9 protein-coding genes are annotated in these 13,906 nt (G+C 67.5%); 3 read left to right on the forward strand and 6 right to left on the reverse strand.

The window, feature by feature from the left end; translation table 11 throughout:
- Nucleotides 1-10: 10 nt before the first annotated feature.
- The 3 genes from KL771_RS12500 to KL771_RS12510 form a co-directional block, all read right to left on the reverse strand.
- On the reverse strand, nt 11-3,802 hold the full coding sequence (locus KL771_RS12500) for a bifunctional diguanylate cyclase/phosphodiesterase (protein ID WP_261968882.1): 3,792 nt from the start codon (nt 3,800-3,802) through the stop codon (nt 11-13).
- 118 nt (nt 3,803-3,920) lie between these two features.
- Complete coding sequence (gene fcl / locus KL771_RS12505; RefSeq protein ID WP_261968883.1) at nt 3,921-4,862, reverse strand: GDP-L-fucose synthase; 942 nt, start codon at nt 4,860-4,862, stop codon at nt 3,921-3,923.
- 377 nt (nt 4,863-5,239) lie between these two features.
- Nucleotides 5,240-5,944: a hypothetical protein gene (locus KL771_RS12510; RefSeq protein WP_261968884.1), complete on the reverse strand. Its 705-nt coding sequence runs from the start codon at nt 5,942-5,944 to the stop codon at nt 5,240-5,242.
- Nucleotides 5,945-6,569: 625 nt separating this feature from the next.
- On the opposite strand from KL771_RS12510, the gene KL771_RS12515 reads away from it, so the two are divergent.
- Nucleotides 6,570-7,022 (forward strand): (2Fe-2S)-binding protein, encoded by a 453-nt coding sequence (locus tag KL771_RS12515; protein ID WP_261968885.1) that lies wholly within the window; start codon nt 6,570-6,572, stop codon nt 7,020-7,022.
- An 85-nt stretch (nt 7,023-7,107) separates the two neighbouring features.
- On the forward strand, nt 7,108-9,381 hold the full coding sequence (locus KL771_RS12520; protein WP_261968886.1) for a xanthine dehydrogenase family protein molybdopterin-binding subunit: 2,274 nt from the start codon (nt 7,108-7,110) through the stop codon (nt 9,379-9,381).
- Nucleotides 9,382-9,448: 67 nt separating this feature from the next.
- On the opposite strand, the gene KL771_RS12525 is transcribed toward KL771_RS12520, so the two are convergent.
- The 3 genes from KL771_RS12525 to KL771_RS12535 all read right to left on the reverse strand — a co-directional run bounded on the left by KL771_RS12525 (nt 9,449) and on the right by KL771_RS12535 (nt 12,570).
- Nucleotides 9,449-10,450, reverse strand: coding sequence for a UDP-glucuronic acid decarboxylase family protein (locus KL771_RS12525; RefSeq protein WP_261968887.1), 1,002 nt, complete (start codon nt 10,448-10,450; stop codon nt 9,449-9,451).
- 80 nt (nt 10,451-10,530) lie between these two features.
- Nucleotides 10,531-11,766, reverse strand: coding sequence for an AGE family epimerase/isomerase (locus KL771_RS12530; RefSeq protein ID WP_261968888.1), 1,236 nt, complete (start codon nt 11,764-11,766; stop codon nt 10,531-10,533).
- 264 nt (nt 11,767-12,030) lie between these two features.
- The gene (locus KL771_RS12535; RefSeq protein WP_261968889.1) at nt 12,031-12,570 is read right to left on the reverse strand and encodes a MarR family winged helix-turn-helix transcriptional regulator; all 540 of its coding nucleotides are present in this window, start codon (nt 12,568-12,570) and stop codon (nt 12,031-12,033) included.
- A 289-nt stretch (nt 12,571-12,859) separates the two neighbouring features.
- Between KL771_RS12535 and KL771_RS12540 the strand changes: the two genes are divergently transcribed.
- Nucleotides 12,860-13,885, forward strand: a complete 1,026-nt coding sequence (locus tag KL771_RS12540; RefSeq protein WP_261968890.1) for an ABC transporter substrate-binding protein — start codon at nt 12,860-12,862, stop codon at nt 13,883-13,885.
- The last annotated feature ends 21 nt before the right edge of the window (nt 13,886-13,906 follow it).

Here is a 13,906-nt window from a genome sequence, read left to right on the forward strand (position 1 = left end):
TCGCTGCCGACTATAGCGAGGCCGACCGGTAACCACGAGCTTCGAGCGGCGCGCCTGCGCTTTCGACCGACACCGCCTCAACGTCCGCCGACGCCTGCAGGACGCGGGCGACCGCGGTCGGGCCGGCGCCGAGCATGAGCGGGATGTCGCGGTGCGGAACAGGACGCGAGAAATAGTAGCCCTGGACATATTCGCAGCCCATGGCCCGCAGCGCGTCGAATTGCCCGGCCGTCTCGACGCCCTCCGCAAGCGCCACGATGCCGAGATTGTGGGCGAGCCCGATGATCGTGCGGACGATCTCGCGCGAGGGACCGTCCTCCATCAGCTTACGCACGAAGCTCTTGTCGATCTTCAGCTTGTCGATCGGCAGCTGGCTCAGATAGGCGAGCGAGGAATAGCCGGTCCCGAAATCGTCGATGGCGAGCCGCACGCCGAGCGCCTTCAGTTCGGCCAGGCGGCGGTCCAGCCCCTCGCCGTGTTCGAGCAGCGCGCCTTCGGTGATTTCCAGTTCCAGGCAGCGGGCCGGCAGGCCGGCCGCCGACAGGGCCGAAGCCACGCGCTCGACGATATCGCTTCGCTTGAATTCGCGCGGCGTCAGATTGACGGCGACCAGGTCGAGGGCGACCCCGGCCTCGCGCCACGCCTGCAATTGCCGGCAGGCCTCCGGCAGCACCCATTCGCCGATCGGCAGGACGAGACCGGTCTCGTCGGCGATGGCCAGGAACCGTCCGGGCTCCATCAGACCATGCACGGGGTGGCGCCACCGGATCAGGGCTTCGACACCGCGGACGCGCCCGTCCGCGGTCCTGACCAGAGGCTGGTAGTAGAGCTCGAATTCGCCGTTGTCGATCGCGCGGCGCAAGCCGATTTCCGTGTCGAGCCGGGCCGAGGCGGCTTCGGTCAGATCGCCTGTATAGAAGCGCACGGTGTCGCCCCCGGCCGCCTTGGCAGCATAGAGCGCGGCATCGGCATGCTGGAGGAGATCGGTCGCGTGATCGCCGTCGCCCGGAAAGACGGCGACGCCGATGCTGACGGTGACGTAGAGGCTGCGGCCGCCCGACAGGGTGAAGGGCTGGTCGAACTGGCGGCGCCAATGCTCGGCCTGAATCCCGATGGCATCGCGATCCGAGACGCCGTGGATCACGGCGACGAATTCGTCGCCGCCGAGCCGGGCCAGAACCGCCCCGATCGGCATCCCCTCCTTCAGCCGGTTGGCGACTGCCACGATCAGTTCGTCGCCGACCGCATGACCGAGACTGTCGTTGACTGTCTTGAACCGATCAAGATCGAAGAACAGGACCGCACCGCCGGACTGATAGGCGGCGGCATTGCCGAGCGACTGGCCGATCGCGTTCATCAGCGTGGCACGATTGGGCAGGCCGGTCAGAACGTCGTGATTGGCCAGAAAGGCCAGATGGGCCTCCGAGGTCTTCAGCTTGCCGATGTCGATGAAGGTGCCGATCCGCCGGACCGGGCGGCCTTGGGCGTCGCGCACGGTCGAGATGGTCAGCCATTGCGGATAGACCTCGCCGCTGCGCCGGCGGTTCCAGATCTCGCCCTGCCAGTGGCCGTTCTCGTTGATCTCCCACCACAGGGCCTCGTAGAAGGCCTTGTCCTGCAGACCGGAGTTCAGGATGCTGACCGGGCGGCCGACGGCCTCCGCCCGGCTCCAACCCGTGATCACCGTGAAGGCCGGATTGACGTCGATGATCCGACCGGTCGGATCGGTGATCATCACGCCTTCCTGCGTGTTGGAGAAGACAGCGGCGGCCTGTCGCAACGCCTCTTCGTCGCGCTTCTGCTTGGTCAGGTCGACATGCGTGCCGACCATGCGGATCGGTTCACCGGTGGCGCCGCGCACCACGAAGGCGCGCGACAGGATATGGCGCCATTCGCCGTTCTTGGCGCGCATGCGGAACTCGCACGCGTAGGAATCGCGACGCCCGTCGAAGATCGCGGCCGTCTGGTCGTGCGCGGCCTGGCGGTCGTCCGGATGCAGCAGGGCGTCGTGGCTCTCGATCCGGTCCTCGATCTCGTCCTCGCCATAGCCGAGCATCGCCTTCCAGCGCGGGGAGAAGTAGATCGTCCCGGTGACGAGGTTCCAATCCCAGACGCCGTCATTGGCGCCGCGCATCGCCAGATCGAAACGTTCCTGACTGGCCCGCAACGCGTCCTCGGCCTGGCGGCGCGCCGTGATGTCCTGGAGCGTGGCGATCACCGTCCGCTCGCCGGACTTGGCATCGAGCGCGCTGGTCGCCGTGAGCGCGACGATCACCATGCTGCCGTCCGGCCGCAGGAGCCGACGCTCGGACGACATGACTTGTCGCTCGCCGGAGAACAGCATCGACAGGGAGACCGCAACGGCGGACCGCTCGTCGGGATGCACAAGACCGAGCGGCGTCCCCGTCTCCAGGTCTTCCGGGCCGATCCCGGTGATCTCGTGAAAGGCTCGATTGCAGCGGCCGAAGCCGCCGCCCGCCCGGATCTGGACGATCCCGACCGGCACCTGGTCGAAGGTCACCCGATAGCGATCCTCGGCCGCCTGCGCCTCGCGCTGACGGGCAAGGTCGGAAAGGACCACCCCGAGGCGCTGCCTCTGCCAGAGGAACAGGCCAAGGGCCAGGCTGGCCCCGAAGGCGACCGCGACGCAGACCGCCGCCGCAACGGCAAGGTGGCGCAGGCCGGCCAAGGCGGTATTCTCGTCGATCTCGGTCAGAACGAACCATCCCGGCACCGGCAGGCGCACCGCAGCCGCCAGAATGCCCGTGCCGTCGCCATCCTGCGCCTCGATCCGCCGGTGCCCGGTCGCGGCGAAGACCGCCTCCGGCGAATCCTCTCCGGCCTCTCCGGCGTCGCCCGGCAGGAAGGTCTGTGTCCGTCCGAACACGGTCTGCAGGCGACCGTCCATCGTCCGCATCAGTAGAGTGCGCGACCTGTCCCCGCCGGCCATGCGCTGGAAGAACGGCAGATCCGGCAACCATTCGCCGACCACGAAGGCCTGCACGGGCGCGCCGGGCAGCGCCGGTGCCCCCGCCGGGTCGCCGGCCCGGAGCGGCGGCACCACGAGGTTGCGCACGGGGACGATCGCCCCGAAATGCGTATGACCGTCGGCCTGGCGATGCAGGTCGACCAGGCTGGTCACCTGAGGGGCACGCCCGACGCCCCGCCCGGACATGGCCGCGATGCGTTGCAGCATGGCCGCGTCCGGTCTGGCATCGGCACTCCCCGCCAGCAAGTTCCCGTCGGCATCGACCAGCGCAATCGCGATGAAGCCGAAAATGTCCCGGGCGGCCTCCATGGTCCGGTCGATCGTCACGCGGTGGAGCGGTTCCCCCGACGCATCCGAGGCGGATCGGGCGATCGCCTCCAGGCTGTGCTGACGGCTGGCCAGCCAATCGGAGATGGCCTGACCGCGGGCCTCGGCGGTCGCCTCCAAGTGGTCGAAGACGCCTTGACGGAGGGCGCTATCCTCGGCGCGATAGACCAGAATGGCGATCATGCCCACGGCCAGGACCGAGGCGCCGACCGCCAGAGGCTCCCACAACCGAAGCCGGATCGCCTCCTCGCCCGCCGCCGCCTCAAGCGGTCCGTTGCGCAGCACCATGTGGAGCAGCAGCGAGGTTACGGCGACGAAGAACAGACCTTTGTATTTCGCCAGCTCGGCAAGACTCGCCGGATCGGCGATCTGGGCCAGCAGCGTGTCCGAAGCGTATATCCAAAGAGTTGCAAATCCTGCATAAAAAACCACGATGCGGACAGCGCGTGCCTTGGCAGAAAAGAACGAGATAAAGCGAAGCGCCATGGGATGCCCGGTCGCATCGGCTTCCAACATTGGGATCGAGCCGAGAGTGGGGTGACGCTACATCCAAGCCCCTTAAAATCCGTTACATGAATATATTAGAGAGCATTGGATTCGTCGATCAGCGGCGATCGAGAAACCACCCATAGGCGGATCGAATTCCATCCTCCAGGCCGATCCGCGCGCGCCAGCCGGTCCCGGCCAGCCGACGACCATCCATCAGCTTGCGCGGCGTGCCGTCGGGCTTGGAAGTGTCGTAGCGCACGGCGCCCCCGAAACCGACGACCCGGGCGACGAGCGCGGCCAGTTCGGCGATGGTCACGTCCGTTCCGGAGCCGACATTGACGTGGCCGGCATCCGAATAGCTCTTCATGAGATGCACGCAGGCGTCGGCGCAGTCGTCGACATGCAGGAATTCGCGCCGCGGCGTGCCGGTGCCCCAGACGACGATCTCGGCGTCGCCGCGCTGCTTGGCCTCGTGCGTCTTGCGGATCAGCGCCGGCATGACATGACTGGAGGCGAGATCGAAATTGTCGCCGGGACCGTAGAGGTTGGTCGGCATGGCCGAGATGAAGTCGCAACCGTGCTGGCGCCGGTAGGCCTGGGCGAGCTTGATGCCGGCGATCTTGGCGATCGCGTACCATTCGTTGGTCGGCTCCAGCGAACCGGTCAGCAGGGCATCCTCGGCGATCGGCTGGGCGGCGAATTTCGGATAGATGCAGGACGACCCGAGGAAAAGCAGCTTCTCGACGCCGATGCGATGCGCGGCCTCGATGACATTCGCCTCGATCATCAGGTTGTCGTAGAGAAAATCGGCCGGATAGCTGTCGTTGGCCAGAATGCCGCCGACCTTGGCGGCCGCCAGGAAGACCGCGTCCGGCCGCGCCTTGTCCATCCAGGCCCGGATCGCGGCCTGATCGCGCAGATCGGCCTCCGCCCGATCGACGGTCAGCACCGTGCAGTCTTCCGAGCCGAGCCGGCGCACGATGGCGGACCCGACCATGCCGCGATGCCCGGCCACCCAGACGCGCTTTCCGGCGAGCGAATAGTTCGGACCGGCCATGGATGGGACGTCTCCTGGAAAGGCGATCCGGACAAGGGGCGTCGAGGGACCGCCAAGCTACCGGCTTTCCGGCCGGGTGGCTTCTATCACGGACGCCCTGGAAATGCAGTCCGGCCCTGCAGAGCGCAGACCCGACGGTAGGCTTCGCCATGGCCGGGTGACCGGAATGGCGCGGGGCCTTTGCGGGCGGCTCCGGGCCACGCGGGTGGCGGGAACGGCCGCGCAAACGGAGACAATGCGGGCGGCGGGGGCCGGTATCGAGCCAACCGGCGAAGGGTCCGGCCCGCACGAGGGGTCGCGAACGAACGGTTCAAAATAGGCGATAGCGCCGGGATTGCGGCACCCGGCGGACCGGGCGCCGCATCCCGGTCTGGTTCTCAGGGGAGCGTGCAGGTGCCGGTGCCGCCGTCGCGGACGTAGGAATCGGTCGAGGCGGCCCCGTTGGCGGCGGTCACGACGTTGAGACCCGGGACCAGGAAGACCGGGGTGCTGCGCCGGGTCGTGCCGTTCAACTGGGTCAGAGGAACGCCGTTGACCGAGACATTCAGCAGGTAGGCGCCGTTGGCGAAGAGATTGACGAAAGGCTGCGCCCGGCCGGTCGCCCCGTTCAGAGCGCAGCCGGGCACCACGGTCATGGAGGATTTGCGGCTCGCGGCATATTCGACATCGCCCGTCACCGCATTGCCGACGGTGCTCGGAATGCAGATATTCGCCTGCCCGGGATCCGGCGTCGCGTCGAACGTAAAGCTGTCCGTGCCGGCGCCCTTCAGCACCACCGCGACGGTATCGACCTGCGGTCCGAGCCAGACCGTGGCGTCGGGGCTGGAAAAATTGACGCTGGCCACCGGGGCCCGGTTGAGCAGGATGGTCGCCTTCGCGTTCTTCTTGGCATTGTAGAGTCCCGCCTTGACCATCGGCGCCATGCCGTTGACCGGGTGTAGCGCGCATTCGATGCCGCCCGACGCATAGGTCTTGCCGCTGGGACCGACCTGCACCCCGGTCAGCGCATCCGCATCCGGAACGAAGGCCAAGGCGGCGACCAAGCCGAGCAGGCCGGCAAAGCTATGGCGTCCGTACTTCATCGTATGTCCCCACGCGTCACGATCAAAATCCGTCCAAGACCTAAAATCACGCCAGATCTCATCGACATGCCGGCCTATGGCAGCCGTAATCATCCCCGATCGGGAGCCACATTCACTGGACGGTCGGCACATGATGCATTCTTCATAGCGAGAATGTCGTGACGCTGACGTCTTGTACTGAGGAATCTGAAATTCGATCCTCACGAATATTTGGAAATTCTGCCAATAAACCGACGAAGGGTCAGGCTCTCGTCAGCCTCTTCGGGTAACATCGGAAGGCGGGGTTTGCGCCGTGGAACCATGAGCCTTCTGGCGCAATTTATGAAATTCCGCGGATTTCCCATAGGATTCATTAGGCAATTCAAGACACGACGACCGCTGTCGTCCTCAAGCGATTCGTCGGCAGCAAGGCAATTCCCAATCGATCGCCCCCGGCTTTACACGTTTGCGAAGCCTTTGCATCGAATCAATCGCTAATTCCATTCGAATTCTCGCGCCGAGCTGAGATGACGCTTACACGGCAGGTAAACATGACTTAACATTTGGTGACGTACGGTCCGCCCCGGCGAACACGACCTTGGGACGGCTCGGTCTTGGCGCCCCAAACGCCTTTGGGGAACGAGACATGTACAAGCTTACCATCAACGGGAAGTCGTATTCGGTCGACGTGCCGGCCAGCATGCCGTTGCTCTGGGTGCTGCGCGACGTGGTCGGCCTGACGGGCACGAAATACGGCTGCGGCATCGAGGTGTGCGGCGCCTGCACCGTGCTGGTCAACGGCGAGCCGGAGCGCTCCTGCGACATGGAGGTCAAGGAGGCGGTCGGCAAGCAGATCACGACGGTCGAGGGCCTGTCGCCGAACCGCAGCCATGCCCTGCAACTGGCCTGGATCGCCAAGCAGGTGCCGCAATGCGGCTATTGCCAGTCGGGCATGCTGATGAAGGCCGCGGCCCTGCTCCGGCAGACGCCGAAGCCCACGGACGCCCAGATCGACGCCGCCATGAGCAATGTCTGCGCCTGCGGCACCTATCCCCGCATCAAGGCCGCCATCAAGGCCGCCGCCGGCATCGCCGCCTGATCGCCGATCCGGTCGTGCGCCGTCCCTGGACGGAGCCGCCGGACCGCCGCCGATCCCGCATGCCCATTCGAGGAGCCCGTTCGCCATGACGATCCATCAGAACACCCCCGATCCCACCACAGTCAGCCGCCGCACCCTGATCGGACAAGGCGCCGCCGCCTTCGCCGGCCTTGCCATCGGCTTCGGCCCGCAGACGGCGGACGCCAAGAAGGGCGGTGGCGGAAGCGGCAGCGGCAGCGGAAGCGGCAGCGGCAGTGGAGGCGGCAGCGGCGGCACGACGACGCCGACCGGCACGACGACGACCACCAATGTCGGCGGCCTCACCGGCACCTATGTCGGCAACTGGCTGCTGATCGGCGCCGACAACACCGTCACGATCCTGTGCGGCAGCCAGGAGATGGGCCAGGGCATCATGACCGGCCTCGCCCAGGTTGTGGCCGAGGAGCTGATGGTCGACTGGAACCAGGTCAAGGTCGAGCATGCCCCGGCCGGCAACTTCACCTATGCGGATCCGGCGATGCGCGGCGTCACCGGCGGCTCCATGTCGATGCGCGGCTACTACCAGGGCCTGCGCGTCGCCGGCGCGAAGGCCCGCGAGATGCTCAAGATGGCGGCCGTCGCCCGCTTCGGCGGTTCGCTCGGCAATGCGGTCGCCGCCTCCGGCACGGTCTCGGTCAACGGCCAGACCGCCACCTATGGGGCGCTCGCGGCGTCCGCCGCGCAGCAGACCCCGCCATCGAGCCCGGCCCTGGTCGGCAACGGCCGCCTGATCGGCCGTTCGGTGGCGCGCACCGACATCCCCGCCAAGGTCGACGGCAGCGCCGTCTTCGGCATCGACGTGCGCCTGCCCGGCATGGTCTATGCGGCCGTCAAGCACTCCCCTGTGCATGGCGGCACGCTGTCGCCGACCTACGCCCCGGCCACGCCGGCCGGCACGCTCAAGGCGGTCAATCTCGGCACGGCGGTCGCCGTGGTCGCCTCCAACACCTGGGCGGCCAAGAATGCGGTCGCCAGACTCAGCCCGAGCTGGATCCTGCCCGTCGGCGCCACCGACATCGACAGCGCCAAGATCGACGCCACCGCGCAGACCCTGATGGCGTCCGGCACGCCGCTCAACGCCGAACTGCTCGGCGATGCCGAGGGCAGTTGGGCCGGCTCGCCGAAGAAGCTCGAGATGACCTATTCGGCGCCGTTCATGGCCCATGCCACGCTGGAGCCGATGGCTTGCACGGTGCTCTACACGCCCGGCCAGTCCTGCGAGGTCTGGGCCTCGACGCAGGCGCCGCCCTCGGTGGTCGGCGTGGTCACCAAGCTGACCGGCCTGCCGGCCACCGCCATCATCGTCCATCCGATGTTCATGGGCGGCGGCATGGGCCGCAAGTTCGAGACCGATTTCGTCACCGAGGCGGTCAAGATCGCCATGGCGGTCCCGGGCAAGCCGGTCAAGCTGACCTGGACCCGCGAAGAGGATATGACCCACGACTTCTACCGGCCGATGGCCCTGTCGCGGGTCCGGATCGGTCTCGACGCCAACAACCAGCCGACCGCCTGGTCGAACCGCATCGTGACGCCCTCGATCCTGCTGCGCTTCGGCGTGCCCGGCACGATGGTCGACAGCCAGGCCGTCGACGGCGCCATTGGCCTGCCCTACGCCTTCCCGTCGAAGCGTGTCGACTATGTCCGCCACACCACCACGGCGCCGGTCGGCTTCTGGCGCTCGGTCGGCCATTCCTACAACACCTTCGTGGTCGAATCGGCGATCGACGAGGCGGCGCTTGCGGCCGGCGTCGACCCGCTCCTGTTCCGCCAGAGGCTGCTCTCCGCGTCGCCGCGCCACCTCGCCGTGCTCAACGCCGCCGCCGCGCTGGCCGGATGGGGCACGACCCCGCCGGCGGGCCGGGCCCGCGGCATCGCCATGACGATCGGCTTCGGCAGCATCGTCGCCCAGGTGGCGGAGATCTCGGCGCCGACGACCGGCGCGCTGACCGTGCACCGCATCTCCTGCGCCATCGATTGCGGCATCGCCGTCAATCCGGACCAGGTCACCGCGCAGATGGAGGGCGGCATCATCCAGGCGCTCGGCGCGGCGATGTGGAGCCGGATCACCTTCTCGGCCGGCCGCACCGTGCAGCGCAATTACAACAACTACCGCATGCTCAAGATGCGCGAGACGCCGCAGATCGCGGTCACCATCGTGCAGCAGGGCAGCCCGATCGGCGGCGTCGGCGAACCGGGCGTGCCCTGCGTCGCCCCGGCGGTCGCCAATGCCTATGCGAAACTGACCGGCACGCGCTTCCGCTCCCTGCCCTTCTTCCCCAATGCCGGAAGCATGGGCGAGGACGAGGGCGAGGACGACTGAGCCGCCGCGCGGCTATCGCGATCGGGTCGGCCGCCGGACAAGCCCGGTGGCCGACCCGGCCGGGCCGTCAGCCCATGCCCCCGGACGCATAGGCCTCCGTGCGCGACGCCAGCGCGCCGCCGACGACGCCGCTGCCGAGCAGGCCCTCGAAATAGCCGATCGTCTTTTCCAGGCCCTCGCGCAGCGGGACCTTGGGCTCCCAGCGCAGGATCTCGCGGGCGTGGCCGATGTCCGGCCGGCGTTGCAGCGGATCGTCCTGCGGCAGCGGCCGGAACACGATCTTCGACTTCGAGCCGGTCAGTTCGATCACCTGTTCGGCCAGCGCGCGGATCGTGAACTCGTCCGGATTGCCGATATTGATCGGCCCGGTCACGTCGTCGGGTGTGTCCATCATGCGCAGCATCGCCTCGATCAGATCGTCGCGATAGCAGAAGGAGCGGGTCTGCAGGCCCTCGCCGAAAATGGTGATGTCCTCGCCGCGCAAGGCCTGGACGATGAAGTTCGACACCACGCGCCCGTCATGGGGATGCATGCGCGGACCGTAGGTGTTGAAGATGCGGACGACCTTGATCCTCAGCTTGTGCTGGCGATGGTAGTCGAAGAACAGCGTCTCGGCGCAGCGCTTGCCTTCGTCGTAGCAGGAGCGGATGCCGATCGGATTGACGTTGCCCCAATAGCTTTCGACCTGCGGATGGACGACCGGATCGCCATAGACCTCGGACGTGGAAGCCTGCAGGATCCTGGCGCGGAGCCGCTTGGCAAGGCCCAGCATGTTGATGGCGCCGTGCACGCTGGTCTTGGTCGTCTGGACCGGATCGTGCTGGTAGTGGATCGGCGAGGCCGGACAGGCGAGATTGTAGATCTCGTCGACCTCGACATAGAGCGGGAAGCAGACATCGTGGCGCATCAGCTCGAAGCGGCGATGGCCGATCAGATGCTCGATATTGCGCCGTGTGCCGGTGAAGAAATTGTCGACGCACAGGACCTCGTCGCCACGGTCGAGCAGGCGTTCGACCAGATGGGAGCCGAGAAACCCTGCCCCGCCGGTCACTAAGATGCGCTTGTACATTCCCGCTCCTTCATTCGTCCGCGCGGATTTGAAAAGTCCTACCAACCGCCATCCGGGGCTTCGAGCCCCGATCGCCTCGATCAAGGGACCGTGACCGGTTCGGCCGCCCGAAGCGCCGTACCGCGTTCGGCCGCCGCAGCCAACTCGACCGCCGCGGCCAGTTCGGCCATCGCGGCCAACTCAGCCATCGCGGCCAACTCGGCCGCCGCGCAGGCGAAATGGTAGAAGGTCGACGCCGGCGCCGGTTCCTCGACGAAACGGCCGTCCTCCTGCATCCGATCGCGCCAGAGTCCCGGCACCGCAACGTCAAGATAGCGCTCGATCGCCGACCAGGCGGACAGGATTTCGGCCTCGGCCTCGGAACGGGCCGCCGATCCCGGCGCGGCCCAGTCCCGGCAGGCGATGCCGGCCTTCAGGCGCTCGGTCTGCGGCCAGGCCCGCGCCGTGGCGCGCCTGATCCGGAAATCGCGCCCGATCTCGTCGACCGCCACGTTGCGGTCGCGGTCGACGCCGTGACGGCGGGCGATCTCGGCGAAGCGCAGCGCCATGGCGGCAGTCGCCTCGCCGGTCAGCGCCTGCCAGCGCCAGAGCAGCCAGGTCCATTCGAACAGATGGCCCGGCTCGACCGAATCGCCGTCATCGCCACGGAGCGGTCGCCAGTCGCCGTCGAAGACTTCGAGCAGGGCGCCGGTCTCGGGATCGCGGAAACGATCGCGGCACATCGCGACGACCTGTCGGCCGAGGCTCCGCCAGCGCGGGCTCGTGCCGACGCTCATCCAGGCGATGGCGACTTCGAGGAGATGCATGTGCGGGTTGGCGCGCAGCGGCAATTGCCGCGGCCGGCGCTCCTCGTAACCGGCTACCGGGTGGCGCAGGTCGCGCTCGATCAGGTCGAGTGCCCGCAGCGCTTGCGGTTCGAGCGCCGGATCGCCGGTGATCCGCTGCGCCTCCGCCAACGCCAGCATCAGAAAGGCCTGGTCGTAGAGATCGGGCCCGGCATCCAGGATGGTCCCGTCGACGGCGATGCGCGCCGCGATCCCGCCCGAAGCGGTGCTGCCGGGACCGCGCAGGAACGCGAGACCCTGTGCGACCGCCTGTTCCACCGGACCGCACCAGCCGAGCCGCGCCGCGACCGCGAAGGCATAGACCTGGCGCGCCGACACGCGCACCCGCCGCGTCTCGCGCAGGGCGTCCCCGTCGAGCCCGATCCGCTCGACGAAGCCGCCGGCGGGGTCGCGCCCGCGCGCCCACCAGAGCGGCGCGGCCTTGTCCACGACCCAGTCCCGCGCCTTGTCGGCAGCCTTCGCAAGCGGCATGTCAGTCCTCGCTGAGAATGCAGCCTGGCCGCAATGCGCGGATGACGCGCCGAATTTGGAACGCCACGCGCCGCTTCTCGAAGTCCAGTCAATAGTGCTGACAGATCGTCGGCAGGTGCCAAAAATGTCCGGAAACGGTGAATCGCCCCCGCCAACGGCGGCGCCGCAACCAAACGGTCGGACTGACCGCCCCGCGGTGCGCATGCGCGGGCGTCAAAAAGCCTGCCCGTGTTGGCGCCAGGGCGGCTGCCGCTTCCGGCCCCCTCAGGCCCGGCCGATCATCAGCAGAGCCAGTCCGCGCTCGACGGCCTCACGGTCGGGGCCGGACAGGATGGCAGTCAGGCGGCGTTCGGTTTCGGCGTGGTCGCGCATCGCCGGTTCGACGACGCGGCGGCCGAGTTCGGTCAGTTCGACCACCACGCCGCGGCCATCCGTGGCGTCGGCGAAACGCCGAATGTAGCCGGCCTTCTCAAGCCGGCGCAGCAGGTTGGAGAGGCCGCCCGAGGTCAGGATCAGGGTGTCGAGCAGGGCCTTCGGGCTCATCCGGTAGGGCTCACCCTCGACCCGAAGCGTCGCCAGAACCGCGAAGGCCGGATATTTCAGCTTGTGGCGCGCCAGCGTCTTGTTGATCGCCGCCAGATAGACCTCGTTCAGGTGCAGAAGCCGGCCGACGATCGCCTTGCCGGAACTGTCGATGCCGGGAAATTCGCGCTGCCAGCGGCGGATGCCGGCACCGACCCGATCCCCGTCCGACAGGGCATCGGCCACGGTTCCGTCGATCCGCTGTGCCGCTTCCCTGCCCATCGTCGTTCTCCCCCCGCAGCCATGTCCTGTGACCCAACCCGGCCGGCGGTTCAAGCCGCGGTTGTCGCATTCATTCATTCGACAGGATATCTTCCAATTATCTTTCTTGAAAGACATTTCGACCCGTGCCATCCTGACCTTCGTCAGACGCTCCGACAGTCCGGCCGATCGGCCGGGGCGGTCGCCGGTGCGCCGACAAGACCAGCAATGACGGCCCTGATGCGCTGACCGGATGCGGCGCGGATAGAAGGGCCGCATCGACGGATCGGAATCGAGGAGAGGGCTCATCATGTCGCTGTCGCTGCGCAATTCGACCATCGCCGCCGTCCTGACCGTCGGCCTGACCGGCACGGCGGGCGCCGAGGAGCTCGTGGTCGGCTCCTTCGGCGGGTCCTTCGCCGACAACGTCAAGGCCTGCCATGTCGCCGCCTTCGAGAAGGCGACCGGCGCCACCGTCGCCCTGAAGCTCGGCAACTCCTCGCAGTTCGCCGCCGCGGTCCGCGCCACCGGCGGCAAGCCGGACATGGACATCGTCTATATCGACAACTCGCTCGCCGCCCAGCTGAACGGCGAGGGCCTCGCCGACAAGATCGACCGCACCAAGCTGAAGAGCGCGCCGGACGTGATCGCCTCGGCCTGGGGCAAGAACGACAGCTACGTCGTCGCCATGGTCAGCGCCACCGCCCTCGTCTACAACCCGAAGCTGGTCAAGACGCCGCCGAGCTCCTGGCTCGACCTCGCCGACCCGGCCTATGCCGGCAAATACGCGATCGGCGACATCACCGGCACCTCCGGCCTGCACTACCTGCTCGCGCTCAACAAGGCCAAGGGCGGCACGCTGGACAATACCGATCCGGGCTTCGAGGCGATCAAGCCGATCGCCAAGGGTTCGGCGGTTCTCTACACCCAGGCCGACCAGCTGCTCGCCCTGTTCGAGCGCGAGGAGATCGCCGTCGCGCCGTGGTATCCGGACCGTGCCGGCGTTGCCATGGACAAGGGCCTGTCGCTCGCCGTCGCCTATCCGAAGGAAGGCGCCGTCGGCATCCTGCCGGCCGTCGTCATCCCCAAGGGCACCGCGAAGGCCGATCTCGCACTGAAGTTCCTCGACCAGATCCTGTCCGCCGAGGGCCAGGGCTGCTTCTCCGAGAAGGCCTATATCGGCGCGGTCAACACCAAGGTGAAGCTGTCCGACAAGGTCGCCAAGATCGTGCCGAACGGCGACAGCCTGGAGAAGGCCTGGTTCATCGATCCCGAACTGATCGCCAAGAACTCGGCCAACTGGACCCGCCGCTGGCAGCGCGAGGTGGCGCGCTGATCCGGCCGCCGCGCCGCTGCG

This window comes from Prosthecodimorpha staleyi (assembly GCF_018729455.1).
In the GTDB taxonomy this organism is placed as follows: Bacteria; Pseudomonadota; Alphaproteobacteria; order Rhizobiales; family Ancalomicrobiaceae; genus Prosthecodimorpha; species Prosthecodimorpha staleyi.

What these genes read in the sequence shown, in the direction of transcription:
- KL771_RS12535 (WP_261968889.1), bottom strand. Translation starts at nt 12,570, where the DNA reads ATGGGCAGGGAAGCGGCACAGCGGATCGACGGAACCGTGGCCGATGCC.
- fcl (WP_261968883.1), bottom strand. Translation starts at nt 4,862, where the DNA reads ATGGCCGGTCCGAACTATTCGCTCGCCGGAAAGCGCGTCTGGGTGGCC.
- KL771_RS12520 (WP_261968886.1), top strand. Translation starts at nt 7,108, where the DNA reads ATGACGATCCATCAGAACACCCCCGATCCCACCACAGTCAGCCGCCGC.
- KL771_RS12525 (WP_261968887.1), bottom strand. Translation starts at nt 10,450, where the DNA reads ATGTACAAGCGCATCTTAGTGACCGGCGGGGCAGGGTTTCTCGGCTCC.
- KL771_RS12540 (WP_261968890.1), top strand. Translation starts at nt 12,860, where the DNA reads ATGTCGCTGTCGCTGCGCAATTCGACCATCGCCGCCGTCCTGACCGTC.
- KL771_RS12510 (WP_261968884.1), bottom strand. Translation starts at nt 5,944, where the DNA reads ATGAAGTACGGACGCCATAGCTTTGCCGGCCTGCTCGGCTTGGTCGCC.
- KL771_RS12530 (WP_261968888.1), bottom strand. Translation starts at nt 11,766, where the DNA reads ATGCCGCTTGCGAAGGCTGCCGACAAGGCGCGGGACTGGGTCGTGGAC.
- KL771_RS12515 (WP_261968885.1), top strand. Translation starts at nt 6,570, where the DNA reads ATGTACAAGCTTACCATCAACGGGAAGTCGTATTCGGTCGACGTGCCG.
- KL771_RS12500 (WP_261968882.1), bottom strand. Translation starts at nt 3,802, where the DNA reads ATGGCGCTTCGCTTTATCTCGTTCTTTTCTGCCAAGGCACGCGCTGTC.